Here is a 26,225-nt window from a genome sequence, read left to right on the forward strand (position 1 = left end):
GCCGGAGGCTAGGGGCTAGGGGCCGGGAGTTCGGAGGCCGGAGGCCAGAGGCTGGGGGCCGGGAGTTCGGGGGCCGGAGGCTAGGGGCTAGGGGCCGGGAGTTCGGAGGCCGGAGGCCAGAGGCTGGGGGCCGGGAGTTCGGGGGCCGGAGGCTAGGGGCTAGGGGCCGGGAGTTCGGAGGCCGGAGGCCGGAGGCTGGGGGCCGGGAGTTCGGGGGCCGGAGGCTAGGGGCTAGGGGCCGGGAGTTCGGAGGCCGGAGGCCAGAGGCTGGGGGCCGGGAGTTCGGGGGCCGGAGGCTAGGGGCTAGGGGCCGGGAGTCTAGAGACCGGGGGCCGGAGGCTCGTGGGACTGGAACCCGGGGATCGGAAGTTTTCGGGCCGGGGGCCAAGGACTCGGGGGATGGGAGTTCGGGGCCGTCGCCACCGTGATTCCCCCAGGGCCCGGAGGCTCCCGGGACGGGAGCCCGGGGATCGGGAGCCCGGGGCCGGAGGGCCAAGGGATCTGGGTCAACAACTCCTGCGGTGCCCGCAGCTCCTCGCGACGACCCGCAAATCCCGCGACGCCCCACGCCTTCGGCCGCACCCAAAACCCCGGCGGCGGCGCCAACTCCCGCAGCGCGCGCCAACCCCCGCCCCACCCATAACCCCCACCGCGCCCCACAATCCCCTCAGCACCCCCAACCCCCACGACTCCCCCCACCCCACCCGCCCCCAGAAAGAACTTCTGGCATATGCCGGTCGGGCAAGATACTCCCTCCCGCCCCCTCCTGTCCCGATTTCCGGCAACCCTCAGAGAGCGGACGCTCACGGCCGGTAGACCTGGGGGACATGAGCCGCACACAGGACGAGCCCTTCGCCGACCGCTTCGACATCTCGGGTGTCACCTCGGACGGTGCCGCCTGGCTTGCCTCGGCAGGAACGTATCCGCGTAGCACTCTCGCCCTCTGGAGGGAGCGGCCGGACGCCCCGGTCGTCCTGCCCTGCGGGTCCGCCTTCGATGTGGTGAGCGCCCCGGTGGTCTTCGGGCGGCGCATGGTCGACCGCCTGTGGGACGAGGGGCCGGGTTCGGGGCCCGTAGCGACGTATCGGGGGCGGATGCTCCTGTTCGCCGGCCCGGGTACCGCTCAGCGGCTGCCGTCGCTGATGGGGTGGGAGGAGTGGGGCGCACACCCCGGGGAGCACAGCCGTACGGGGTCCGTCCCGCCCTTGCTGTGTCACGGCAGGGGCGACGCGGTGACCGTCCCGGCGCTGGCCGGCGGGGCGGCGCCGGCCCCGTTCGACTCGCGCTGGCTGGTCGCTCCGGACACCCGTCGGCCCTGGCTTCCCGGCGCCGAAATCCTGCTCTGGGCGGCCGTGCGGGCGGCCCGCGCGACCGTGCGGATATCGATTTTTCCTCCCCCGGATCAGGATGCTAAGGTCTACGACGTCAGCAGGCGCCGCTAGCTCAGTTGGTTAGAGCAGCTGACTCTTAATCAGCGGGTCCGGGGTTCGAGTCCCTGGCGGCGCACCTGTGAAGGGCCCCTCGCGAGAGCGAGGGGCCCTTCGACGTACCCGGCGTTCGGGAGGGGATCAGCCTCCCGCTCCGGTCGGCTCCCCCGGCGTGATGGTCACCGTCCACGCCCCCGAAACCGTCCGCCCCTCCACCTCCACCTTCACGTTGTCGCCGGGCACGGTGAAGCTCTCGCCGAGGGAGACCGGGGCGTCGGCGAGGGGCGGGTAGACCGAAGTCTCCCAGCAGGCCTCGGTGTGCGGGTGGGCGTCGACGACCTCGATCGGGCCGTTCCCGGAAGGCGCGCCGCCGCGTACCCGGTACACGAGGACGCCCTGTTTGCAGGCCGTGCTGTCGTTGCCGACGGAGCTGCGCGCCTCGAAGGCCAGCGCGCTGTCGGTTCCGGTGCGCACGACCGCCAGTTTGACCCCCAGGCCGAGACCGAAGGCCGGTGATCCCGCGGTGCTGCCCGCCGGGGAGGTACCCGGCCCGGCGGCCACCGGTTCCAGGGTCAGCCGTTTCGGCGCGGTGCCCCGTACGCACACCACCTGGCGCGGATCCAGCCAGCCCAGCTTCCACTTGTGCCAGGCGAACAGGTCCGGGGAGAGCCCGAACTGACTGCCCATCAGATCCCAGTCGCCGACATAGGTGTCCCAGTCGCCCTTGCCGTCCACCGGCCGGTGGTAGAGGTCGGGGAGGTCGAAGACGTGGCCGGTCTCGTGGGCGAGGACGAGCCGGTCCGGCGGGTGCTTCTCGAAGACCGTCACGACCCGCCGGACGTCCGTGCCGTCGGCCCGCAGCGGGGTGTCCAGGTTGACGACCTTCGTCGCGTCCGAGTCCACGCCGGGCGCGTCCGGATCGGCCACGAAGTAGACGATGCCGTAGCGCGAGAAGTCGACCTGGGGGTCGGCGGCGGCGAGCGCGTCGCGGAGGTACGCGGCGCGGTTCACCGGGTTCCAGTCGCGCTGTATGGCGTACGACGTCGACGGGTGCGGCATGCGGATCCAGTTCCGCAGCGGGTGCGGGCGGAGCGTGAACCTGCCGTAGGAGGCGCGCTCGTAGAAGCGGGTGGTGGCCGGGAAGTGGTCGGCGGCGAGTTCGGCGGGGGTGGTCCGCGGGGTCGCGTCGGGGAAGGAGAGGAAGATCATCACTGCGTCGAGCGCGCGGGTGGGGCGCGGGTAGGCGGTGTTCCAGGTGTCGAGGCCCTCGGAGTGGTGGGCGTCGGTGCGCTTGAGGGCACAGGGTGTGGTCGAGAACGGCTCGGCGACCGACTGGCTGGACATGATCGAGGTCGCGGCGAGCGCGGACATCGTGGTGAACACGGCGGCGGTGCCGCGCAGTCCGGGCCGGGTGCGCCACTGGGCGAGCCCCTTGAGCGCCGTACGGGAGAGCCCCTTGAGGGGGAGCTGACACGGCACGTTGGACCTCCGGGAGCGGGTTCGCGGGACACCGACACCCAGCCTGTGATGGTTTGTTGGGGTACGCCCTGTTTATCTGCACCAGATGAGTGAGGGGGTGGCCGGGACACGCCCGGGCCGACATCCGGAAACACTCACGGAACGTCACATGTGGTCGGCCATTTGAAGAACCCGTCCAGGTGCGGGCGGAAACGATCTGCCGGAACCGGCCGTTGTTCCGGGACACTGGACAGTGGCTGGAAGGGCCGGGGGCCAACCTCTATGATCGGCACACTTTCCTGCACGGACACGGCACGGCGGCCCCCCACCCGGTCGGCCATCCCGACGAGACCCATCCGAAGATCGAGTGCACTGCGGGAGCGAGCGGTGAGCGGAACGTCCGAAGGGCCGGCGCCCGCGGCAGACCTCATCCGGCCAGCCGTCACAGAGAGTAAGGGCGAGGCATCGCCTCGTACCGATGTCCCCGATTCCACCGGGTTCCCGGGTTCCCACGAGCCCCATCCGTCCCCCGGGTCCCTTGAGTCCTTTGAGTCCCTCGAAGGCGGACGCCTCGGTTCCGCCTTCTCCGCGGCTCCCCTCGCGATGGCCGTCGTGGACCGCGACGGTCTGGTCGTCAGCGCGAACGACTCGTTCGGCGCGCTGCTCGGCAAGGCGGGGGCCGCGCTGACCGGGCTGGTCGCGGCCGAGCTGATGGACCTGAAGTCGGACGCGCGCACCTGGGACGCCTATCGCGAGGTGCTGCGCGGCCGGCAGGCCAAGCTGAGCTGCACCCGCCGGGTCAAGCACCCCGACGGGCACGTGCTGTGGGTGCAGGTGACCGTGGCGCCGCTGCCGGCCGAGGAGCACGGTGTGCTGCTGTCGCTCACCGACATCAGCGCCCGCCGTGAACTCCAGGCGCGGCTACGGCACTTGGAGATGCACGACCCGGTGACCCGGCTGCCCAACCGCACCCTGTTCTTCGAGCGGCTCTCGGCCGCGCTGGAGGCGGAGTCGTACGAGCAGGGCGGCACCGGGCGGATCGGCCTGTGCTATCTGGATCTGGACGGCTTCAAGGCGGTCAACGACACGCTCGGCCACCGCGTCGGCGACCGGCTCCTGGCCGCCGTGGCGGAACGGCTGACGCGGTGCGCCGACGAGGCGGGTTACGCGCGGGCGAGTTCGCCGCTGGTGGCTCGGCTGGGCGGGGACGAGTTCGCGCTGCTCGTCGAGGACTCGACCGGGACCGACCAACTGGCCGAACTCGCCGAGTCGGCACTGAAGGCCCTGCAGGCGCCGTTCGACCTGTCCGGGCAGCGGCTGTCGCTGTCGGCGTCGATCGGTGTGGTCGAGCGGCACGCGTCCGGTACGACGGCCACCGGACTGATGCAGGCCGCCGACACGACGCTGTACTGGGCGAAGGCGGACGGCAAGTCCCGCTGGACGCTGTTCGATCCGGAGCGCAACGCGCACCGCATGACCCGCCAGGCGCTGGCCTCCACGCTCCGTCCGGCCATCGAGCGGGGTGAATTCACCCTGGAGTACCAGCCGTTGGTGGGCATGGAGAACGGACGACTGCGCGGCGTCGAGGCGTTGGTGCGCTGGAACCATCCGCAGTTCGGCATGCTGACGCCGAATCGGTTCATCGGACTGGCCGAGGAGGACGGCTCGATCGTGCAGCTCGGCCACTGGGTCCTGGTCACCGCCTGCCGCCAGGCCCGGCGCTGGCAGCTGGACCACCCGGACGAGCCGCCGATCTTCGTGAGCGTCAACGTGGCCGTACGGCAGGTGTGGGACTCGGACCTGGTCGCGGACGTCGCGGAGACGCTGGCCGAGACCGGACTGGACCCGCGGCTGCTGCAGTTGGAGCTGACGGAGTCGGCAGTGATGGGGTCGGCGGGGCGGCCGTTGCAGACGCTTCAGGCGCTGAGCGACATGGGGGTGCACATCGCCATCGACGACTTCGGCACCGGCTACTCGAACCTGGCGTACCTGAGCCGGCTCCCGGTCTCCGTGCTGAAGCTGGACGGGTCCTTCGTGCGGGGCTTCCAGTACGAGGGCGAGGGCGTCCCGCCGAACCCGGCGGACGAGGTCATCGTCGAGGCGATGATCCAACTCGCCCACCGGCTGGGCCTGTCGGTGACCGCCGAGTGCGTGGAGACCTCGGCACAGGCCGCCCGGCTGCGCCGGATCGGCTGCGACACCGGACAGGGGTGGCTGTACTCCCGTCCGGTGGCGCCGGATCGTATCTCCGAGCTGCTGGGCACGAAGGCCTGCAATCAGGCTTCCTGATCGGCCGTCAACCCATAGGCGTCGGCGATCAGTTCGTACGAGCGCAGGCGCAGGTCGCCGTTGTGGGCGTGGGACGTGAGCATCAACTCGTCGGCGCCGGTGCGCTTCTGGAGGTCGTCGAGTCCGGCGCGGACCTCGTCGACGGTGCCGTGGATGACGTTGGCGTTCCAGGAGGTGATGAACTCCCGCTCCATGGGGCTGAATTCGTACGCCTCGGCCTCTTCCGGGGTGGGCACGAGTCCGGGGCGGCCGGTGCGCAGCCGGACCATGTTGAGGGCGGCGGCCAGCACCTGGCGGCGGGCCTCCTTCTCGTCGTCGGTGGCCAGGGCGGAGACACCGATCAGGGCGTACGGCGCGTCGAGCAGCGCGCTCGGACGGAACGACTCGCGGTAGAGGTCCAGGGCCGGGATCGTGTTCTGCGCGGAGAAGTGGTGGGCGAACGCGAACGGCAGGCCGAGCATGCCGGCCAGGCGGGCGCTGAAGCCGGAGGAGCCGAGCAGCCAGATCGGCGGGCGGTGGGGGGACTGGACACCGCCGGGCGAGGTCGACTGGATCGGGCCGGGGACCGCGTGGATGCGGGCGTAGGGGTGGCCGGAGGGGAAGTCGTCGTCCAAGAAGCGGGTGAGTTCGGCCAGTTGCTCGGGGAAGTCGTCGGCGCCCTCGTTCAGGCGGTCGGCGCGGCGCAGGGCGGCGGCGGTGGCGCCGTCGGTGCCGGGGGCGCGGCCGAGGCCCAGGTCGACGCGGCCCGGGGCGAGCGCCTCCAGGGTGCCGAACTGTTCCGCGATGACGAGTGGGGCGTGGTTCGGGAGCATGACGCCGCCCGAGCCGAGGCGGATGCGGTCCGTGTGCGCGGCGAGGTGGGCCAGGATCACGGCGGGCGAGGAGGAGGCGACGCCCGGCATCGAGTGGTGCTCGGCGACCCAGTAGCGGTGGAAGCCGCGCGACTCGGCGAGCTTGGCGATCTTCACGCTGGTGCCGAGCGCCTCCGTGGCGGTGCGGCCGGCGCCGACGGTCACCAGGTCCAGTACGGAGAGGGGGACGGGGGCGGTGCCCTGTGCCGTGCCCCGGATCTCGTCGTCTGCCGCCACGGTGGGTGCCTCCTGTTGTGAGCTGTGCGGTGTCCTTCCCCGCTCCTTCCCGGCGTAACAGGAGGCTGTCTCCGCTTTATTCCCGGAGGGAAGGCTCGCGGCAGGTGGGGGGCACGGGGGGTGTTCTCGGGGAATGTGACACTCGGGGCCCCGAGTGTCACATTCCCCGAGAACACCCCCCGCCCCGGCCCGGCTTGTTCAGCCGGCTTGCACGAGCGGCTCCTTGGTGAACAGGATGCCCAGATCAGGCGCGTTGACCTTGCGGTCCGCCAGGCGCAGGGCCTCCCAGACCGTGACCTGGTTGGCCGTGAGGACCGGCTTGCCGAGTTCCTTCTCCAGGTCGGGAATGTGGGCCGCCGTGTGCAGGGCGGTGTCCGGGAGGAGGACCGCCTCGATGTCCGGGCCGTCCACCGCGCGGGCCAGGGCGAGCACGTCGTCGTAGCCCCAGGTGCCGACCTCGGCGGCGGTGATGATGCCGGAGGCGCGCACCACGGCCGGTTCCACTCCCCCGGCGCGCAGGAAGTCCGCGAACAGGTTCGCCACGTCCTCCGGGTACGTCGCCCCTACGGCCACCCGGCGCACCCCCAGTTCCCTCGCCGCGTGGACGAAGGCGAAGGACGTCGACGACGCCGGGAGGCCCGCCGCCCGGGCCAGGGCGCGGATCTGGTCGTGGCCGCCCTCCCAGCCGTAGACGAAACTGCCGCTGGTGCAGGCCCAGACGACGGCTTCGGCGCCGGACAGGCGGAGTTGTTCGACGCCCGCCGTGAGGCGCTCGGGGGAGCCCATCTCCAGGAGCGCGTCCACGCGGTGCGCGTCCTCGCCGATGTCCGTGTGGACCACGTCGAGGCGGACGTCGCTGCCGAGGAGCTGTTCCATGCGCGGGTAGTCGTCCTCGGCGGAGTGGCCCGGGTAGAGGAATCCGAGTGCGGTCATGACCAGCCTTCCTGGTGTTCTTCCGGCAGTACCGGCCCCCGGCGGCGGGCGGACTCGTCCAGCAGCGCCTGATAGGGGCCCACGGCACGCGTACCCAGTCGGCGCAGGGCTGCCCACATCGTGACCTGGTTGGCCGATATCACCGGTATGCGCAGTTCCGCCTCCAGCTGGGGGATCACGTCGTACGTCGGGAGGTTGGTGCAGCTGATGAAGAGCGCGTCGGCCGCGCCCTTGACGGCCTGGTGGGCCATGTCGACGACGTCGCGGTACGGCACCTTCCAGATGTGCCGGGTCAGGCCCATGAAGGCGCGGCCGGTGACCTCGACGCCGGCCTCGGCGAGGTACTCCTCCAGAGACTGGGTGACGGACACCGTGTACGGCGTGACCAGGGCGATGCGGCGGGCGCCCAGTTCGGTGAGGGCGGCCAGCAGGGCGCCCGAGGTGGTCAGGGACGGCACCTCGCCGGCCCGGGTCATCGCCTCGCACATCGCCCGCTCCCCGGCGACCCCGCCGACGAAGCTCCCGGAGGTACAGGCGTACGCGACGACCTCGGGGGCGACCGCGTTCAGCGTGCGGACCGCGTCGTGCAGCGTCTCGTGCTCGCTGACGAGCCGCGCCAGGTCGAGGCTCACCTCGACGGGCACGAACGGCGTCCGCGTGAGATGCAGCGAGATGTCGTCGGGGACCCAGCGCCACAACTCGCGGTCCAGCGCGAAGTCGAAGGGGGCGACGACACCGACACCGCGCTGCGGGCGGGGTCCGCCCAGGAAGGAAACATGCATGGCTACACCGGCCTCACCAAGAGAAACGGGTGACAACGGTCCGTGCGGGCGTCCGTGTTGACGAAGGTAGGTTCGAGTGCGAGCGTGGTCAATCCGTGCATGTCAGACGGCCGCGCCCGGTGCTTCCCGCCGTGCTTCACGCTGTACCTCCCGCGAGAAACGGCTTCGCATGACCGCAACTCCCGCTGCCCTGCCCACCCTTCTCGTCCTGGACGCCGACCCGCTGCCCCGGCTCGGCAAGCTCACCGGGCGGGTGCGCGTCGCGCACGCCGACGCGTCGACGCTCGCTGATCAACTGCCGTCCGCCGACGTCCTGTTGGTGTGGGACTTCGCCTCGCACGCGGTACGCGCCGCCTGGCCCGGCGAGGGTCCCCGGCCGCGCTGGGTGCACACGGCCAGCGCGGGCGTGGACCACCTCATGTGCCCCGAACTCGCCGCCTCCGACACGGTGGTGACGAACGCGCGAGGTGTCTTCGACCAGCCGATCGCCGAGTACGTCGCCGCCCTCGTCCTCGCGATGGCCAAGGACCTGCCCAGGACGCTGGAGCTCCAGCGGGAGCGGACCTGGCGGCACCGCGAGGCGCAGCGGGTGGCCGGAACGCGTGCCTGTGTGGTCGGCTCCGGGCCGATCGGGCGGGCGATCGTCCGCACGCTCAAGGCACTTGGGGTGACGACCGCGCTCGTCGGCCGCACCCCGCGCACCGGTATCCACGGCCCCGGCGAACTCGACCGGCTGATGGCGCGCGCGGACTGGGTGATCTCGGCGGCCCCGCTCACCGACGACACGCGGGGCATGTTCGACGCCCGTCGCTTCGGCTGCATGCAGCCCTCGGCGCGCTTCATCAACGTGGGGCGGGGCCAACTCGTCGTGGAGAGCGCACTCGCGGAGGCCCTCACCAAGCACTGGATCGCGGGCGCCGCGCTGGACGTCTTCGAGGCCGAACCCCTCACCCCCGACAGCCCGTTGTGGCAGGTCCCGGGGTTGATCGTCTCCCCGCACATGAGCGGCGACACGGTCGGCTGGCGGGACGAACTCGGCACGCAGTTCGTGGCGGCGTACGAGAGATGGGAGGCGGGCAAGCCGCTGCCGAACGTGGTCGACAAGAAGCGTGGGTACGTACCGGGGCACTGAACTCCCCACTCTGGAGGGCCGGATGACGACCGAACTCACCGAGCTGACCGCCGTGGAACTCCTCGACGGCTACCGCAGAAGGGAGTTCAGTCCCGTGGACGCGACCCGCGCCACCCTCGATCGGGCCGAGGAGATCCAGCCCGTCGTGAACGCGTTCGTACGGCTCGACGCGGACGGCGCGTTGGCGTCGGCGGCCGAATCGGCGGAACGCTGGCGGCGCGGGGAACCGGCCGGACTCCTCGACGGGGTGCCGGTCACCGTGAAGGACATCCTGCTCCAGCGCGGCACACCGACCCTGCGCGGCTCCAAGACCATCGCCGAGCAGGGCGGTTGGGACGAGGACGCGCCCTCGGTGGCCCGGCTCCGCGAGCACGGCGCGGTGTTCATCGGCAAGACGACGACCCCCGAGTTCGGCTGGAAGGGCGTCACGGACTCCCCGCTGTCCGGGATCACCCGGAATCCGCACGACCCCTCGCGCACGGCGGGTGGTTCAAGTGGCGGGAGCGCGGCGGCCGTCGCCCTCGGCGCAGGCCCGCTGTCGCTCGGCACGGACGGCGGCGGCAGTGTCCGTATCCCGGCGTCCTTCTGCGGGATCTTCGGGCTGAAGCCGACGTACGGCAGGGTGCCGCTGTACCCGGCGAGCGCGTTCGGCACGCTGTCGCACGTCGGTCCGATGACCCGGGACGCGGCGGACGCGGCGCTGCTGCTGGACGTGATCGGCGTACCGGACGCCCGCGACTGGTCGGGCCTCGACCGCCCGCCCACCTCCTTCACGGAGACGCTCGCGGACGGCATACAGGGCCTGCGGATCGCGTACTCCCCGTCCCTCGGCGGCCAGGTCGCGGTGCGTCCGACGGTCGCGGCGGCGGTACGGCGGGGCGTGGAGCGGCTGGCCGCGCTCGGCGCGTACGTCGAGGAGACCGACCCCGACTTCAGCGACCCGGTGGACGCCTTCCACACCCTGTGGTTCAGCGGCGCGGCCCGGCTGACGCAGAAACTCGCGCCGCGGCAACGGGAGTTGCTCGACCCGGGGCTGCGGGAGATCTGCGCGACGGGAGCGGGTTTCTCGGCGCTGGACTATCTGGCGGCGGTGGACGCCCGCATGGAACTCGGCCGCAGGATGGGCCTGTTCCACGAGCGGTACGACCTCCTCGTCACGCCGACGCTGCCCATTACCGCGTTCGAAGCGGGAGTTGAGGTCCCCAAGGGATCCGGGTACCGCCGCTGGACGGGCTGGACGCCGTTCACGTACCCCTTCAATCTGACGCAGCAGCCCGCCGCCACCGTCCCGGTGGGGAAGGACGGCGACGGGCTGCCGGTCGGGTTGCAGATCGTGGGGGCGCGGCACCGGGACGATCTGGTGCTGCGCGCGGCGCACGCGTTGTTCGGCGCCGGGGTCTCCGGGGTCAGGCCCGCCGGAAGCTGAGGCTCTCCCCCGCCGCCCCCGAGCGCCACAGGTCGTTGCAGGCCTCCGCCATCTCCGGCAGCCCCTCGACCACCTCACCCCAGACGATCCCGGGGACCCAGCCCACATCGCCGTTGAGGAGGAGGTTGTTGCGTTCGTAGAAGAGGGCCAGGTCGACGACCGTCGTGCCGGCGCGGACCTCGCGGTCGTAGCCGTAGGCCTTCGTGCCGAGTTCCGTGCCGGCGAAGGCGAAATAGCAGAGATCGCCCGGTATAGGGGTGACTGTGGGGTTCTCCAGCGGGGGTTCCGTTTCCGCGAAGGGCGGGAAAAGGGCGTAGATCTCGTTGCGGGCGTACTTGGCGTGGTAGACGTCGCCGACGAGCGGGAGTGCGTCCCAGATCGCCGCGCAGGTCAGCGGGGCGCGTTCCACCAGCAGTTTTGCCCGGCAGTGGACGTTCCGCTTTGCGAGTGAGACCTCGATGAAGTGATCCGTCATGCCTTCCAGGGTGCATAACCCGAGGGCGGTCGGGTAGCTGCGCGCCCATGGCTCCACCAATTGGGAACGACAGACACACATCCGGTCACACGCCGGGTCACACCCGTCGGGCACTGCTCGCCGGGGTGGCGGCGGCAGGTGCGCTGGGCGCGGCCGGCTGCAGCCGTGTGGCCACCGCGTCGACCACGAGCGGCGGTGAACTGCTCGACCGGCTGAAGGCGCAGGGCGTCGTACGGTTGGGGATCGCGGGTGAGATCCCGTTCGGGTACATCGACAGGGACGGTCAACTCACCGGTGAAGCACCGAAGTTGGCGGAAGCGATCTTCAAGCGGCTCGGCGTCGACAAGGTGCAGCCCGTGCCCACCGAGTTCGGCTCGCTCATACCCGGCCTGAACTCGCAGCAGTTCGACGTCGTGGCCGCCGGGATGTACGTGACCCCGGAACGCTGCGCGCAGGTCATCTTCGCCGACCCGGACTACCAGGTGCTGGACTCGTTCGTCGTCCGCAAGGGCAACCCGAAGGGGCTGCACACCTACAAGGACGTCGTCGCGAAGAAGGCGAAGTTCGCCACCGGCACCGGGTACGCGCAGATCCAGCACGCCGTCGACGCCGGGTACGAGCAGAGCGACATCCTGATCGTCCCGGACCAGGTCGCCGGGCTGAACGCCGTAGAAGCGGGGCGTGTTGACGTCTTCGCCGGTACGGCGCTCACCACGCGCGCGGTCGTGAAGAAGTCCGCGAAGGCGGAGTCGACCACGCCCTTCGCGCCGCTCGTCGACGGGAAACCGCGGATCGACGGGGGCGCCTTCGCGTTCCGGCCGACCGAGACGAAGCTGCGCGACGCCTTCGACGTCGAGCTGCACAAGCTCAAGAAGAGCGGGGAGTTGTTCCGGATCCTGCGGCCCTTCGGGTTCAGCAGGGCCGAGATGACGGACCTCACCGCGAAGGAGCTCTGCGGCGGATGACCTCGGGCCTCTGGGAACTCGTCCTCAAGGGGGTCTGGACCACCGTCCAACTCCTCGTCCTCAGCGCACTGTTGGCGACCGCCGTGGCCTTCGTCGTCGGCATCGCCCGTACCCACCGGCTGTGGATCGTCCGCTTCCTCGCCGGTCTCTACACCGAGGTGTTCCGCGGCACCTCCGCCCTCGTCATGATCTTCTGGGTGTTCTTCGTCCTGCCGGTCGCCTTCGGCTGGCAGCTGGTCCCCCTGTGGGCGGGCACGCTCGCCCTCGGTCTGACCTACGGCGCGTACGGCACGGAGATCGTGCGCGGCGCACTGAACGCGGTGGACCCTGCCCAGCAGGAGGGCGGGGTCGCGCTGAGCTTCACGCCCTGGCAGCGGATGCGGCTGATCCTGCTGCCGCAGGCCGTGCCGGAGATGATCCCGCCCTTCTGCAACCTGCTGATCGAACTGCTCAAGGGCACCGCCCTGGTCTCGGTCATGGGCATGGGCGATCTCACCTTCAGCGCCAACCTGGTGCGGCTCGCGCTCCAGCAGAGCGCGGAGATCTACACGTACATCCTGCTGATCTACTTCGTGATCGCCTTCACGCTCACCCGGCTGATGCGCGGACTGGAGAAGAAGCTGAAGGCGGGGATCGGCAAGGGGCCCGCGAGCACCGAGTCCCAGCGGGTCCAGACCGTGAGTGCCGGAGGTGGGGTCTCATGAAGTGGGACTGGAACGCCGTGAGCGACTTCATGCCGTACTTCTGGGACGGCCTGAAAGTCACCCTGCGGATCCTGCTCCTGGGGTCGCTGATCTCGTTCGTCCTGGGGCTGGTGTGGGCGCTGCTGATGCGGGCGCCGACTCGCTGGGTGCGCTGGCCGGTCGGGGTCGTCACCGAGTTCGTGCGGGACACCCCGCTGCTGGTGCAACTGTTCTTCCTGTTCTACGTGTTGCCGGAATGGGGCCTGACCTTCTCCGCGCTGACCACCGGTGTCTTCGCGATCGGGCTGCACTACTCGACGTACACGATGCAGGTCTACCGCGCGGGCATCGAGGCGGTGCCCGTCGGCCAGTGGGAGGCGGCGACCGCGCTGAACCTGCCGGTGCGCCGGACCTGGACGGCCGTGATCCTGCCGCAGGCGATCCGCCGGGTGATCCCGGCGCTGGGCAACTACGTGATCGCGATGCTCAAGGACACCCCGATCCTGATGGTGATCACGGTGCTCGAACTGATGGGCCGGGCCCGGCTGTTCTCCCAGGATCACTACCAGTTCACCGAGCCCATCACGGTGATCGGTGTGGCCTTCATCCTCATCTCCTGTCCCGCCTCCCTGCTGATCCGAGCCCTGGAGCGACGCCTTGTCCGCTGACACGCCCCTGACGAAGGAACCCGACACCAACGCCAACCCCCCGGTGGACGGAAGCGAGTTGATCCGCCTGGACCATGTGACGAAGCGCTTCGGGTCCAACACCGTGCTCGACGACCTCGACTTCTCCGTGGAGTCCGGCAAGCACGTCACCCTGATCGGTCCCTCCGGGTCGGGCAAGACCACGATCCTGCGGCTGCTGATGACCCTCACCGAGCCGGACGAGGGCACGATCACCGTCGACGGGGAGCAGCTCTACCCCGCGCCCGAGAAGCGGATCCGGGAGATCCGCAAGAAGATCGGGATGGTGTTCCAGCAGTTCAACCTGTTCCCGAACATGACCGTGCTGCGCAATGTCACCGAGGCGCCGGTCACCGTCCTGGGCCTGCCCAAGGACGAGGCGGAGGCGCGCGCCCTGGAACTGCTCGACCTGGTCGGCCTCGCCGACAAGGCCGGCGCCCGCCCGACCCAGCTCTCCGGCGGCCAGCAGCAGCGCGTCGCGATCGCGCGGGCGCTGGCGATGCGGCCGCGGGTGCTGCTCCTCGACGAGGTGACCTCCGCGCTCGACCCGGAACTGGTCGCGGGCGTCCTCGACGTCCTGCGGGACATCGCCCGCACCACCGACATCACCATGCTCTGTGTGACACACGAGATGAATTTCGCCCGGGATATTTCAGACCAAGTCCTGATGTTCGACGCGGGCAGGGTCATCGAATCCGGCCCGCCGGAGCAGATCTTCGGCGATCCGGAACAAGAACGGACCCGGGAATTCCTCGGCGCCATTCTTTGACATTTATTCAATTACGACACGTGAGCAATCGAACACCCAAGGTCCACGTCACGGGGAATGACAAAGGCATATGCCAAAGGATTCGCGCCGCAGTTCGGAGGCCATAAGGAAGGCCACAATCTCGCCAACAGCCGCTCCACATCGGCCGTTTGACAGCTATCGTGGAGGGGATTCGCTGTCCGGTATCACGGCCCAAAAAGCGAGCGCAGGGAGAAACACCGTGGCGCTGATGCACGAGCCGACCGCTCCCTACCACTCGGTACAGGACGCACTGCGCATCCTGGAGACAGTCGCCGGACACTCCACCGGCGTCACGGACACCGAACTCGCCCGCCGCACCGGCCTCGGCACCGAGCGCCTGACGATACTGCTGCGGACCCTGCGCCGCGAGGGCTACGTCGAGCAGCTCACCGACGGCGCCTACATCACCGGCGAGGCCCTGAGCCGGCTCGGCTCCGCGGCCGGCCGGGAGCAGGCGGTGCGCGAGCAGATCCAGCGGACCCTGGACCGGCTGCGCGACTGTCTGGGCGCGGCGGTCTACGTCAGCCGGTACGTCGACGGCGAGGTCACGATCACCCAGTACGCGGCCGGGCCCACCACTCCGGCGGTCAACGAGTGGGTCGACTTCCGCGTCTCCGCGCACGCGACCGCGCTCGGCAAGAGCCTGCTGGGCCAGCTCGACCACAACGGCCGGCGCGACCATCTCTCCCGGCACAAGATGGCCCGCCTCACCTCGCGCACGATCACCAGCGACCGGCTGCTGCTCTCCCGCCTGGAGACCCAGCCGCCGACCGTCCCCCACCTCGACCTCCAGGAGTACGCGGTGGGCACGGTCTGCGCGGCGGTCCCGATCACGGCCGGCGCCTCGGTCGGCTGCCTGGCCCTCTCCCTCCCGGTCGAGCACGCCCACCGCCTGCGCCAGGCGGCGGACACGCTGAACCGCGAGGCGGGCCCGGTACTGCTCTCCCTGGCCATCTGACGGCTGCCGCGACCCTGGTCCGAAGCACCCCTCCGGACCGGGTAGTATTTTTCTCGTCGCCCTCCGCGAGACTCAGATCCAGCGGAAGGCGTGAGTCACGCGCCGCTAGCTCAGTTGGTTAGAGCAGCTGACTCTTAATCAGCGGGTCCGGGGTTCGAGTCCCTGGCGGCGCACTGATGACGATGGCGGGGCACGTTCGCAGAAATCGCGAACGTGCCCCGCCATCGTCGTTTTTGCACGGCTTCGCCGCGCGCAGTGGGGGCTTCGCCACCCACCCCCCTCAAGCCGGGCCCCTCGTTCCGACGAGGGGCCCTTCGGCGTCCTCGGGGGTCAGCCTTCGATAGGCCGCCTCCCCCGGCGGTCGCCACCACACCGGATCGGGGCATACGACCCCCTCCCGCCGCAGCCCCGCCCGATGGATCTTGTTGGTCGCCGTCACCGGCATCCGCTCCACCACCCGCACGAACCGTGGCGCCATCTTCGTCCCCAGATCCGGCTGGGCCAGCAGGAACTCCGCGAAGTCGAGCGGGTCGAAGTGCCCGGCGATCGTGGCCATGACCTGGTCGCCGGTCACCGGGTCCGGTACGGCGTAGACCGCCACGGCGTCGGCGCCCTCGTAGCGGGCGAGGATGTTCTCGATCATCGCGGCGGCGAGGTTCTCGCTGTCGACGCGGAGGCGGTCGTCGGTGCGGCCGGCGAAGTACAGGTAGCCGTCGGGGTCGCGGTAGAAGAGGTCGCCGGTCCAGTACCAGCCCGCCCGGCGCCGCTCGGCGTCCGCCTCGGGGTTGCGCCAGTACCCCTCGAAGGGGTTGGCGCCGCGGTTCACCAACTCCCCTATCGCCTCTTCCCCGTTGAGCAGCCGACCCGCCGAGTCGAAGGCGGCGGGCGGACATTCGGCCCGCGTCTGCGGATCGAGTACGGCGAGCCCCGGCGCCGCCCGCCCGACCGCCCCGGCCGGTGTCCCCGGCGACCACTGCACCGCCGCCCCGCCCTCCGAGGACCCGTACCCCTCCACCAGCCGTACCCCGAACCGCCGCTCGAACGCCGCCGCGTCCACCGCCCCCGCCTCCGTGCCGAAGCCCATCCGCAGCGGGTTGTCCCGGTCGTCGGGGCGTTCGCCGGTGGCCAGGACGTACTGCACGGCGCGGCCCACATAGGTGAAGTACGTGGCCCCGTACGCCCGTACGTCGTCCAGGAACCGTGACGCCGAGAACCGCCGCCGCAGCGCCACGCCCGCTCCGGCCGCCAACGCCGGTGCCCAGTCGGCGATCACCGCGTTGCCGTGGAACATCGGCATGCAGATGTAGTGCACGTCGTCCGGGAGGACCCCGAAACTGTCGGCCAACGAGCGCCCGGCGGCGGCCAGTCGGCCCTGGGTACAGATCGCGGCCTTCGGGGCGCCGGTGGAACCGGAGGTGAAGTAGAGCAGGATGCGGTCGTCCGGGGTGGCACGGGAGAAGGCGGAAGGGTGCGCGTCCGCGTACGGGGCGAGCAGGTCGTCGTAGGGCTGAGTGTCCGTCACCAGGAGCTGTACGCCCGGGAGTTGGAGGCCATCGAGGAGCGGGAGGTGGGCGTGCTCGGTGACCAGGACGCGGCACTCGGTGTGCAGGATGTCGCGGGCCAGTTCGGGGCCTCGGCGGGTGGGGTTGATACCGGCGACGGCCGCGCCCGCGAGGGCCGCCGCGCTCAACCACAGGGGATATTCAGGGGTGTTGTCGAGCAGTACGCCGACATGGGGTGCGGCGCCCCGGGGCAACAGGTCGCTCAGCAGCGCCGCTCTGGCCACCGCGCCGGACGCCATCTCGTGGTGGGTGAGCACCTGTTGCCCGCACCACAGGCCCGGGCGGTGGTCGCCCCACCGTGCCTGTACGAGTTCCGCGACGGTCCGCCTGCTGGACTCCATGGGGGCGCAGGGTAGTTGACGTACCGTCAGATATGGAGACTACGAGCCCATGAAGTCGAACATCTTGTGGGCCACGAGGATGAAGACGACACAGAAGGCGACGACCACGCCGAAGAACACCAGCGCACAGCCCGCGCCCGCCGCCAGCTTCCCGCGGGCCGGGGCGTGGGCCGTGGCCCGCTCGGGGTGGTCCGCCGCGTAGTACACGGTGACGATGTCGCCCTCCAGGGTCGTCCCCGGTCCGCCCCGCTCCTCGAACCGGACGATCCGGCCCTCGCGCGTCGTGAACTCGTACACGTGGTGCAGCGACGTCGACACCATGGTGTCCCCGCCGCCGCTGGTCGTCGTGTACGTCCGCAGACAGCGGCCCTCGGCCGTGAGCCCGCTGCTCCAGGCGCTGTTGACGCGCCGCGAACGACGGATCACGGCGCCCGCGCCGAACAGCACCAGCACGATCATGAGTACGGGCACGACGTAGAACAGCGCTTCCATGGTGTCCCCCGAGGTCAAGTACCGCTTGCTGGAGGGAACCTACCCCCGGGGGATGCCGAACTGTCTCAAGCGATGCTCAGAACCTCACGCCCTCAGAACGTGACGTCCGAGCAGGAGTAGAACGCGTTGGTCGTGTCCGCGATCGTCCACACCGCGACGATCACGTGGTGGCCGGGGAGGCCGGACGGCAGCGTGCCGGTGTGGGAGATGGTGGACGACGCGGGACGCTGGCCGTTGTAGGGGACGGTGAGGAACGGAGTGGTGTTGAGGTCCGAGCGGGCCAGGTTGTGGTTCTGGTTCCAACCCGCCTTGGTGACGTAGTACTTGAAGTCCGTCGTCGCGTGGATCGCCGTGAACTGCCAGCGGAACGTGTACGACTGACCACCCGTCACCTTCGTCGTCGGCCAGGCGGCGCCCGACGGGGCCTTCGGCGCGCTGAGTTGGGCGAAGCGGCTGATTCCGCCGTTGCAGATCTGGCCGTCGGCGGGGCCTGCCGCCGGGAAGCCCTTGGGGCCCTCGACGCTCTGCGGCTCGTACTGGATGTCACCGCAGTTCGTCACCGTGCCGTTGGCACAGAGCTTCTGCCTGCTGATGGGGAGGTCGGTGTAGCCGTGGCTGCTCGCGGCCCCGGACGAGAGCACGATGGCCCCGGCCGTGGTGAGCCCGAGCACGCCCGCGTACCACTTGGTCTTTTTGCGCATGCTGCCGCTCCTGGAAAACGTGTGGGGAAGTTCCGTGAGCCGTGCAGGTCTAGACCAAGTCCCAGATTATTGCCCTTACTTGACCGTGTCCATACCGCTCACGGCGCCGATTCCCCCCGCCCCGAACAGAACGCGACCGTCAAGTCCTTCACCAGCGCCCGGCGTTCGTAGTCGTCCAGCTCCACCAGACCCCGCATGGTCAGCCGCGTCACCGTGTCCTCCACGGAGTCGACCACCGACGTGAGCATCGTCGCCCGCTGCTGCGCGTCCAGCGCGGCGATACGGCGCCGGGTCATCGCCGCGGCGACCTCCGGGGCGTACTCGACCCGCACCGGCCGTACCGAGAACACCTCGATGCCGACCGGCGCCGAGTCCGCCGCGACCAGCCGGGTCAGCGCGTCGACGGCCAGGTCGGCCGCGCCCTTCGCGCCCCCGCCCGGCGGCTCCACCGGCACCCGGGCCAGCGCCGCCTCCACGCACTCGCGCAGATACGTCTCGTGGTCCTCGACCCCGAGCGTGGCCCGCGCGGTGTCCCGCACCCGCCACACCACGAGCGTCACGACCCGCAGCGCGACCCCGTTCGCGTCGGCCCCCGGCATCGGCTCACTGCGCCAGTGCCGCAGCCGTACGTCGACGCGGCGGCGCAGCAGCAACGGGTTGACCCACATCAGCCCGGTGCGCCGGACGGTCCCCCGGTACCGCCCGAACAGCCCGAGCACCCAGGCCCGTCCGGTACGGCCCCGGGCCAGCCCCCCGAAGCCGAACAGCCCGAGCGCGCCGGCCCCGGCGTACGCGGCCCATTGCGCGGGACCGAGTCCGGCACCGGCGTAGAACGGCAGTCGTAGCGCCTCGGTCGCGAGCGGGGGCAGGACGCCCGCCCACCACGAGGTGGCGAGGCAGCCGGCCAGTCCGCAGGAACCGGCGAGCACGCCCGCAGTGCCGGGCAGCACCCGGGCGGGGCGCTCCACCAGGTCGGGGTCGACCTCCGGGGCCGGGCGCGGCTTGGCCGGGACCGGGCGGCGGAAGCGGGGCTGCTCGCCGGTGCCCTGCCGACGCGCCACGACGGCGGGCCTGAGCGGTACCGAGACCGGGTCGGGGTCGTCGCGGAACAGCAGGTGGACGGGGATCTCGGTGGTCGCCTCGTTCTGGATGAGCCGCGCGGGACGGGTCTGTCCCTCGGGCGGCCCCTCGTTCTCGGGCGTCTGTGAAGTGGTCGTCGTACTCATAGGTGCCTCCAGCCTCCGCGCCAGATGCGTCACAACGGGTGGGGATGAGCGTGATCGTGCGTTGGTTACGAGAAGAGGCGGCGCCAGGTCTCCGGGCCCGGGTAGCCGTCCGCCGCGCCGCCGCGCCAGCCCTGGGCGCGCTGGAAGGCCTCGACGTTACGGCGGTCCGGCTCGCCCCAGCGCGGACCCGGGCCCGTCGTGTAGTACTTGCCGAAGCCCTTCTTGACCAGCTGCTTTCCCAGCTCGGTGACGTACTTGTTGTTCGCGCCGAGGCGGAACACGGCCTTGCCCGGGTAGCCGGGGACGCCGTGGGAAGAGGGGGCCGGCGGGCCCGCCGCTCCTACCACCGCGCCGCCCACGTTCTTGCCCTTGCCGGTGACGAGCAGTTGCCAGGTCTGCGGGCCGGGCAGGCCGTCCGCGTCCGCGCCGGTCCAGCCCTGGGCGAGCTGGAACGCCTGGGTGGCCCGCCGGTCCGCGTCCGACCAGCGCGGGCCCGGACCCGAGGTGTAGTACGAGCCGGCACCCCGGGCGACGAGCATCGTGCCGAGCTGGGTGACGTACTTGTTGTCGGCGCCGGGGCCGAAAGACGACGCTCCCGGATACGGCGTGTTCGTCCTGCCCGCGTCCACCGGGGTCACCGGCGCCACCGGGGTCACCCCTTCCGTACCGCCCGTCACGCCCTTGTAGCGGTACGGCACATAGCTGTCCGAGTGGCTCCAGTACGCGTACGGGGTGGACTGGCGGCGGGCGTGCGAGGGGGTCTCCTCCAGGGCGATGTAGTAGGTGTGCGTGTAGTCGGTCCAGCCGCCGAAAATGACGACGTGCGAACCTTTCTCGGGGTTCGCGAGATTGTGGAACAGGAGAATGTCGCCGGGCTCCAGTTCGTCCTTGGAAATACGCACCCCGTACTGGTCGAGACTCCCGGTCCATTCGTTCCCCGGCAGCCCCCAGGCCATCGACACGAACCCCGAGCAGTCCTGCCGGTAACCGTCCGACCAGTACGCGTTCATGCTGTACGGCACCTGCGCCGCGATCCAGGTCTTGGCCCGGTTGATGATCTCCGCGCGGGTGGTCGTGGGCGCCTTGACCGCACCGGCCGGCTTCGCCGGTTTCCCGCTCGGGCCGTGCAGCGGGGCCTTGCTCCCCTGCGGGGTCGCGGGCTCGTCACCCGTGTCACCTGCGGGAACGCCGGGGCGAGCCGGAGCGTGGGGAGCGGCCGCGGCCGGTACGGCGTGCCCGGCGGCGAGGGCGGCGGACGCGGCGGCCGCCACGAAGAGGGCCCGCTGGGCGGCGGGGTGGCCGACGGTCCGGCCGGTCGGGGAATGCGACGGGAGGCGCCGCCGGTCAGCACATCCGGAGCAGTCGCAATCGCTCGCGGGATCGAATTCCTCGAATACCGGAGTCTCCATGCGATGCCCCTCACACTCCAGGTGGAAATATCCGCGCTCGTGCACATCCGCCAGCTTCTCAACTGTCTTCCGGACTCGCATGTTGACGGTCCGAATGATGTACAGCGGCCCACCGGGACCCGTCCGGGGGTGGTCGGGAGCACCCCCGGGCATCCGGTAGGGTTGTGCAGGTCAACGCGCGCCGCTAGCTCAGTTGGTTAGAGCAGCTGACTCTTAATCAGCGGGTCCGGGGTTCGAGTCCCTGGCGGCGCACGATGACGATGGCGAGGCTCGTTCGCAGACAACGCGAACATGCCTCGCCATCGTCGTTTTTGCACGGCTTCGCCGCGCGCGGTGGGGGCTCCGCCACCCACACCCCCTGCCCCGGTACCGCGGAGGGCCTTTCGCATGGGCGGGGACAGCCGAGCGGGCGGAACATCCGTGCGGGCGGAACACAGCTCGCCCCCCGTTTGGCCGGATACCCTCTCGCCATGACAGCCCGTGACCTGCAGGAGCGGATCAAGAAGCTCATCCTCGACCGTCGGCTGTCCTCCGGGGCCCCGCTGCCGACCGAGCCCGAGCTGATGGTGCTGCTCGGCGCGAGCCGGAACTCGGTGCGCGAGGCGCTCAAGGCGCTGCAGGCGATGGGGATCGTCGAGATCCGGCACGGGTTCGGGACGTACGTCGGCCCGATGTCGCTCGCACCGATGGTCGAGGGCCTCGCGTTCCGTACCGTCGTCGGGCACTACCGCGGCGACGACAGCCTGCTGCAACTGCTCGAACTGCGGGAGGCGGTGGAGTCGGGGCTCGTCGCCCGGCTCGCGGGGCGGCTGCCGGAGCGGGATCTCGTCGAACTGGACGCGCTGGTACGGCAGATGGAGCGCGAGGCCGCCGAGGGGATCGGGCTGGCGGCCACCGACCGGGCCTTCCACGCGACGCTCTACCGGGGGCTGGACAACGCACTGCTGAGCGAGGTCCTGGACGCGTTCTGGGACGCCTTCCACCGCGTCCACACCGATCTCGCGGCCGGCCCGCAGGACCCCGAGGTCACCTGCCGCCAGCACCGGGCGATCCTCGACGCGGTCCGGTCCGGGGATGCGAAACGTGCCGAGAACGCCATAAGAGAGCACTTCGACAACGTGCGCACAAGACTGTCCACAACGGCTCCACATGATCCCCACACGCGCCCCAATGAACGCGTATGACCGGTTAACACCGCGTTTCGTGTCTTGCGATCAAGCTGAGCACCGTAGAACCCTTGTTTTCAAGATACTGCCGGTACACGGCAGTTGAGGGGGTACGGAACCGGTTGCGCGGTTTCGCGGGGAGGAGGGGCCCCGCGCTGGAACAGATGTCGGAGGGGGCATCGCGCAACCGGGCGGTCGCAGTCGCACATCCCTGTGAGCGGACTGTGTGGTGACTGTGGCCACCACTGACACGCCCGTCGATCGTCGAGGGGGACGCCGACGGGCGGCCGAGACAAACAGACACGCGCGTTTTCGCGTGTGGGGGGATGACTCATGACGTCGACGCCGACGGGCGCCCGGCACGACCTCGACCCGTCACCAACACAAACCACCGAACTCAGAGTCCCGGGACACCGGACCGGCAGCTTCCGCCGGATCAGGAGCACACTTCCGAGATACGACTACGAGCACTACAGCCGCCTGGCCGGACCCCTCACACAGCCCGACCCGGGCAAGCCGTACAGGGTCCAGTACCGGTCGCTGCTGTCGCAGGAGACACACCGCCTGCGCGCCGCCCTCATGCTGGGCGCGGCGCCACTGCTCTCCCTGATCCTGCTCGGCTGGCTGATGCGGCCCGAGCACTGGACCCAACGCGACTATCCCGCCTACGACTTCCTGCCCGCGCTGGACATCGTGATGCTGGTCGCGATCGGCCTGATCGAGTTCTTCCGCTGCATGAACGTGCTGTCCAACGCGCACGCCACGCTGGTCGCCCGCGACCCGGTCCCGGTGGTGCCGGAGACCGGCACGAGAGTCGCGTTCATCACGACGTTCGTGCCCGGCAAGGAACCCCTGGAGATGGTCACCAGGACCCTGGAGGCGGCCGTACGGCTGCGCCACCGGGGGCTGTTGCACGTGTGGCTGCTGGACGAGGGCGACGACCCCGAAGTCAAGGCGGTGTGTGGGCGGCTCGGCGTACATCACTTCACCCGCAAGGGAGTTGAGCGCTGGAACCAGCCCAAGGGCGCGCACCGCGCGAAGACCAAGCACGGCAACTACAACGCCTGGCTGGAGGCGCACGGCGGCGCGTACGACTACTTCGCCTCCGTCGACACCGACCACGTGCCGCTGCCCAACTACCTGGAGCGGATGCTGGGTTTCTTCCGCGACCCGGACGTCGGCTTCGTCATCGGCCCCCAGGTGTACGGCAATTACGAGGGCCCGGTCACCAAGGCCGCCGAGTCGCAGCAGTTCCTCTTCCACGCCCTGATCCAGCGCGCCGGCAACCGCTACGGCTCGCCCATGTTCGTCGGCACGTCAAATGCCGTACGGATCAGGGCACTTCAGCAGATCGGCGGCCTGTACGACTCGATCACCGAGGACATGGCCACGGGATTCGAAATGCACCGGGCCAAGAACCCTGTCACCGGGAAGAAGTGGAAGTCGGTCTACACGCCGGACGTGCTCGCGGTCGGCGAAGGGCCCAGCGCCTGGACGGACTTCTTCACGCAGCAGCTCCGGTGGTCCAGAGGGACGTACGAGACGATCCTCAAGCAGTACTGGAAGGGCTTCTTCTCGATGCCTCCGGGGAAGCTCTTCAACTACACGATGATGATCATCTTCTACCCGATGTCGGCCCTCAACTGGATACTGGCGGCGCTGAGTTGTGCGCTGTTCCTGGGCCTGGGCGCCTCGGGGGTGAACATCGACCCGACGGTGTGGCTGATGCTCTACGGCAACGCGTCCGCGCTGCAGATCGGCCTCTACATCTGGAACCGGCGGCACAACGTCTCCCCGCACGAGCCGGAGGGGTCGGGCGGGGTCGCGGGCATGGTGATGTCCGCGCTGTCGGCGCCGATATACGCCCGCTCGCTGCTCGACGCCGTGCTGCGCCGCAAGAGCAAGTTCGTGGTCACGCCCAAGGGCGACTCGGCCAGTCCCGACACGCTGTTCGGGACGTTCCGGGTGCACTGGTTCTTCATCCTGGTCTTCGCCGGGTCGCTGATGGCCGGGTTCGAGAACGGGCACTCCCATCCCGCGATGATCACCTGGGCCACGGTCGCCCTGCTGATCACCGCGTCGCCGATCCTGGCCTGGCGGTACATGCTGCGGCAGGAGCGGAAGAAGCCCCCCGTCGTCCCCACCGTCCCGCAGCAGAAGCCCAGTTGGGCGGCGGGCAGTGGTGAGCAGACCATGCGGATCGCGCTCGGCGGGCCGGGGGGTCGTAAGGAATGAAGGAAGCCGGCCGGCGCCGTGCCCGTCGACTCGCGATCAGTACGGTGGTCGTACTCGCCCTGGCCGGGATGAACGGGCCCTGGCTGTACAGATTCGGGACCGAGAGATACCACCAGTACGTCATCGACAAGCCCGAGTACAAAGCCGACAACGGGCACTGGGACATCGTCCAGTTCCCCAAGGAGTACCGGCAGGACACCATTCACGCGGTGCTGCTGCACACCGGGAAGGTGCTGCTCGTCGCGGGTTCGGGGAACAACCAGGACAACTTCAACGCGAAGAAGTTCGAGTCGCGGATCTGGGATCCGGTGAAGGGGACCATCAAGAAGGTCCCCACTCCCGCCGACCTGTTCTGCACGGGGCACACCCAGCTCGCCAACGGCAACATCCTCATCGCGGGCGGCACCAAGAAGTACGAGAAGCTGAAGGGTGACGTCAAGAAGGCGGGTGGCGTCATGATTCTTTACAACGAGAATCCCGACAAGCCGATGACGTTGCCCCAGGGGACGAGGTTCACGGGTAAGGCGAACGGTAAGTCGTTCGTCTCCACGGACTCGGTTCTCATCCCGCGTGCGACCAAGGTGTTCGACAAGAGCACCGGCAAGTTCCTGCGGAACAACCCCGGTTACGGCCGGGTCGTCGTCGAGGCGCCGAAGGAGGGCACCGAGTACGAGACCGGGACCCAGGACAACTACCGGATCCAGGGGTTGACCGGTGCCGACGAGCGCAACACGTACGGCATCGGGAACAAGTTCGGGCTGGACAAGCGAGACTTCGAGGGAATCAAGAACGCGTACGAGTTCGATCCGGTCGCCGAGAAGTACATCAAGGTCGATCCGATGAACGAGGCCCGGTGGTATCCGACGTTGACGACGTTGAGCGACGGGAAGGTTCTCAGCGTCTCCGGGCTTGATGACATCGGGCAGTTGGTGCCGGGGAAGAACGAGATCTTTGATCCGGCCACCAAGAAGTGGACGTACACGACGACGAAGCGGCAGTTCCCCACGTATCCGGCGTTGTTCCTGATGGAGAACGGGAAATTGTTCTACTCGGGGTCCAATGCGGGGTACGGGCCGGACAACGTGGGGCGTGATCCGGGGATCTGGGACGTCGGCACCAACGCGTTCACCAAGGTGCCGGGGCTCAGTGATCCGAACATGCTGGAGACCTCGGCGACTGTGTTGTTGGCGCCGGCTCAGGACGAGAAGTACATGGTCATTGGGGGTGGGGGTGTTGGTGAGTCGAAGTTGTCGACCGCCAGGACTCGGCTCGTTGATCTGAAGGACGCCGATCCCAAGTTCGTGGACGGGCCCTCGTTGGAGAAGGGGACCCGGTATCCGCAGACCTCGATTCTGCCTGATGACACGGTGCTTGTGTCGGGCGGGTCTGAGGATTATCGGGGGCGAGGCGAGTCCGATATCCTTCAGGCTCGGCTCTATCACCCGGACACGAATAGTTTTGAGGAGGTCGCCGATCCGCTGGTGGGGCGGAACTATCACTCCGGGTCGATTCTGTTGCCGGACGGGCGGGTGATGTTCTTCGGGTCGAATCCCTTGTATGCGGACAAGGGGGACACGAAGCCGGGGGTTTTTGAGCAGCGGATCGAGATGTATACGCCGCCGTATCTTTACCGGGATTCCCGGCCGGATCTTTCCGGGGGGCCGGGGTCTCTTGCTCGGGGGGCGTCTGGGACGTTCACCTCGGCGCATGCGTCTTCGATCAAGAAGGTGCGGTTGATTCGGCCCAGTGCGTCCACGCATGTCACGGATGTTGATCAGCGGTCCATCGCGCTGGACTTCAGGACTGCGGGTAACAAGATCACGGTTACTGTGCCGAAGGATCGGAATCTGGTGCAGTCGGGGTGGTACATGCTGTTTGTGGATGACGATCAGGGGACGCCGAGTAAGGCGGTCTGGGTGAAGGTTCCGTAGCGGTTGTCTTTTGGCCGCGGGTCCGTTGTGGCTGGTCGCGCAGTTCCCCGCGCCCCTAAAAGAACAGGGG

General features: G+C 69.6%; 22 protein-coding genes and 3 tRNA genes. 15 read left to right on the forward strand and 10 right to left on the reverse strand.

Going from position 1 to position 26,225, the window contains the following annotated elements:
- The first annotated feature begins 827 nt into the window (after positions 1-827).
- Positions 828-1,442 (forward strand): bifunctional DNA primase/polymerase, encoded by a 615-nt coding sequence (locus OG407_RS20220; protein WP_405859900.1) that lies wholly within the window; start codon positions 828-830, stop codon positions 1,440-1,442.
- A tRNA-Lys gene (locus tag OG407_RS20225) sits at positions 1,433-1,506 on the forward strand. Before OG407_RS20220 ends, OG407_RS20225 begins: the two co-directional genes overlap by 10 nt.
- A 62-nt stretch (positions 1,507-1,568) precedes the next feature.
- Here OG407_RS20225 and OG407_RS20230 read toward each other — a convergent pair.
- Complete coding sequence (locus OG407_RS20230) at positions 1,569-2,906, reverse strand: M6 family metalloprotease domain-containing protein (protein WP_405859902.1); 1,338 nt, start codon at positions 2,904-2,906, stop codon at positions 1,569-1,571.
- 366 nt (positions 2,907-3,272) lie between these two features.
- On the opposite strand from OG407_RS20230, the gene OG407_RS20235 reads away from it, so the two are divergent.
- On the forward strand, positions 3,273-5,174 hold the full coding sequence (locus OG407_RS20235) for a putative bifunctional diguanylate cyclase/phosphodiesterase (RefSeq protein ID WP_405859904.1): 1,902 nt from the start codon (positions 3,273-3,275) through the stop codon (positions 5,172-5,174).
- On the opposite strand, the gene OG407_RS20240 is transcribed toward OG407_RS20235, so the two are convergent.
- From OG407_RS20240 to OG407_RS20250, 3 genes are all read right to left on the reverse strand, one after another.
- Positions 5,162-6,262 carry an LLM class flavin-dependent oxidoreductase gene (locus tag OG407_RS20240; RefSeq protein WP_405859906.1) on the reverse strand — a complete coding sequence of 367 codons (1,101 nt, stop codon included), beginning with the start codon at positions 6,260-6,262 and terminating at the stop codon, positions 5,162-5,164. The genes OG407_RS20235 and OG407_RS20240 overlap by 13 nt on opposite strands.
- A gap of 198 nt (positions 6,263-6,460) precedes the next feature.
- Positions 6,461-7,195, reverse strand: a complete 735-nt coding sequence (locus OG407_RS20245) for an aspartate/glutamate racemase family protein (RefSeq protein WP_405859908.1) — start codon at positions 7,193-7,195, stop codon at positions 6,461-6,463.
- Complete coding sequence (locus OG407_RS20250; protein WP_405859910.1) at positions 7,192-7,977, reverse strand: aspartate/glutamate racemase family protein; 786 nt, start codon at positions 7,975-7,977, stop codon at positions 7,192-7,194. Before OG407_RS20250 ends, OG407_RS20245 begins: the two co-directional genes overlap by 4 nt.
- A gap of 169 nt (positions 7,978-8,146) precedes the next feature.
- Here OG407_RS20250 and OG407_RS20255 point away from each other — a divergent pair, with 169 nt between their 5' ends.
- Both OG407_RS20255 and OG407_RS20260 read left to right on the forward strand, forming a co-directional pair.
- A complete protein-coding gene (locus tag OG407_RS20255) occupies positions 8,147-9,109 on the forward strand; it encodes a D-2-hydroxyacid dehydrogenase (protein ID WP_405859912.1) in 963 nt (320 codons plus the stop codon).
- 22 nt (positions 9,110-9,131) lie between these two features.
- Positions 9,132-10,535: an amidase gene (locus OG407_RS20260; RefSeq protein WP_405859914.1), complete on the forward strand. Its 1,404-nt coding sequence runs from the start codon at positions 9,132-9,134 to the stop codon at positions 10,533-10,535.
- Here OG407_RS20260 and OG407_RS20265 read toward each other — a convergent pair.
- A complete protein-coding gene (locus OG407_RS20265) occupies positions 10,516-11,010 on the reverse strand; it encodes a DUF3830 family protein (protein ID WP_405859916.1) in 495 nt (164 codons plus the stop codon). The two genes, OG407_RS20260 and OG407_RS20265, sit on opposite strands and share 20 nt — an antisense overlap.
- A 47-nt stretch (positions 11,011-11,057) precedes the next feature.
- On the opposite strand from OG407_RS20265, the gene ehuB reads away from it, so the two are divergent.
- The 6 genes from ehuB (at position 11,058) to OG407_RS20295 (ending at position 15,265) form a co-directional block, all read left to right on the forward strand.
- Positions 11,058-11,975, forward strand: coding sequence for an ectoine/hydroxyectoine ABC transporter substrate-binding protein EhuB (gene ehuB, locus OG407_RS20270; protein WP_405859918.1), 918 nt, complete (start codon positions 11,058-11,060; stop codon positions 11,973-11,975).
- Positions 11,972-12,679, forward strand: coding sequence for an ectoine/hydroxyectoine ABC transporter permease subunit EhuC (ehuC, locus tag OG407_RS20275; RefSeq protein WP_405859920.1), 708 nt, complete (start codon positions 11,972-11,974; stop codon positions 12,677-12,679). Before ehuB ends, ehuC begins: the two co-directional genes overlap by 4 nt.
- Entirely contained in the window at positions 12,676-13,326 is a 651-nt protein-coding gene (gene ehuD, locus OG407_RS20280; RefSeq protein WP_405859922.1) for an ectoine/hydroxyectoine ABC transporter permease subunit EhuD, read from the forward strand. Before ehuC ends, ehuD begins: the two co-directional genes overlap by 4 nt.
- The gene (gene ehuA / locus OG407_RS20285) at positions 13,316-14,113 is read left to right on the forward strand and encodes an ectoine/hydroxyectoine ABC transporter ATP-binding protein EhuA (protein ID WP_405859924.1); all 798 of its coding nucleotides are present in this window, start codon (positions 13,316-13,318) and stop codon (positions 14,111-14,113) included. The genes ehuD and ehuA overlap by 11 nt, the downstream gene beginning before the upstream one ends.
- 220 nt (positions 14,114-14,333) lie before the next feature.
- Positions 14,334-15,092, forward strand: a complete 759-nt coding sequence (locus tag OG407_RS20290) for an IclR family transcriptional regulator (protein ID WP_405859926.1) — start codon at positions 14,334-14,336, stop codon at positions 15,090-15,092.
- Between the two features lie 99 nt (positions 15,093-15,191).
- Positions 15,192-15,265, forward strand: a tRNA-Lys gene (locus tag OG407_RS20295).
- A gap of 107 nt (positions 15,266-15,372) precedes the next feature.
- Here OG407_RS20295 and OG407_RS20300 read toward each other — a convergent pair.
- The 5 genes from OG407_RS20300 to OG407_RS20320 form a co-directional block, all read right to left on the reverse strand.
- Entirely contained in the window at positions 15,373-16,995 is a 1,623-nt protein-coding gene (locus OG407_RS20300; RefSeq protein ID WP_405859928.1) for a long-chain-fatty-acid--CoA ligase, read from the reverse strand.
- 39 nt (positions 16,996-17,034) lie between these two features.
- Positions 17,035-17,487, reverse strand: a complete 453-nt coding sequence (locus tag OG407_RS20305) for a DUF3592 domain-containing protein (protein WP_405859930.1) — start codon at positions 17,485-17,487, stop codon at positions 17,035-17,037.
- Positions 17,488-17,579: 92 nt separating this feature from the next.
- Positions 17,580-18,188, reverse strand: coding sequence for a lytic polysaccharide monooxygenase (locus tag OG407_RS20310; protein ID WP_405859932.1), 609 nt, complete (start codon positions 18,186-18,188; stop codon positions 17,580-17,582).
- Between the two features lie 98 nt (positions 18,189-18,286).
- Complete coding sequence (locus OG407_RS20315; RefSeq protein ID WP_365612745.1) at positions 18,287-19,414, reverse strand: SPFH domain-containing protein; 1,128 nt, start codon at positions 19,412-19,414, stop codon at positions 18,287-18,289.
- Positions 19,415-19,479: 65 nt separating this feature from the next.
- A complete protein-coding gene (locus OG407_RS20320; RefSeq protein ID WP_405859935.1) occupies positions 19,480-20,823 on the reverse strand; it encodes a peptidoglycan-binding protein in 1,344 nt (447 codons plus the stop codon).
- A gap of 178 nt (positions 20,824-21,001) precedes the next feature.
- Between OG407_RS20320 and OG407_RS20325 the strand changes: the two genes are divergently transcribed.
- From OG407_RS20325 to OG407_RS20340, 4 genes are all read left to right on the forward strand, one after another.
- Positions 21,002-21,075, forward strand: a tRNA-Lys gene (locus OG407_RS20325).
- A gap of 218 nt (positions 21,076-21,293) precedes the next feature.
- Complete coding sequence (locus OG407_RS20330; protein WP_405859937.1) at positions 21,294-22,007, forward strand: FadR/GntR family transcriptional regulator; 714 nt, start codon at positions 21,294-21,296, stop codon at positions 22,005-22,007.
- A 315-nt stretch (positions 22,008-22,322) separates the two neighbouring features.
- On the forward strand, positions 22,323-24,224 hold the full coding sequence (locus OG407_RS20335; protein WP_405859939.1) for a glycosyltransferase family 2 protein: 1,902 nt from the start codon (positions 22,323-22,325) through the stop codon (positions 24,222-24,224).
- On the forward strand, positions 24,221-26,155 hold the full coding sequence (locus OG407_RS20340; protein WP_405859941.1) for a galactose oxidase-like domain-containing protein: 1,935 nt from the start codon (positions 24,221-24,223) through the stop codon (positions 26,153-26,155). Before OG407_RS20335 ends, OG407_RS20340 begins: the two co-directional genes overlap by 4 nt.
- Positions 26,156-26,225 lie beyond the last annotated feature (70 nt).

The organism is Streptomyces sp. NBC_01515, assembly GCF_045040345.1.
In the GTDB taxonomy this organism is placed as follows: domain Bacteria; phylum Actinomycetota; class Actinomycetes; order Streptomycetales; family Streptomycetaceae; genus Streptomyces.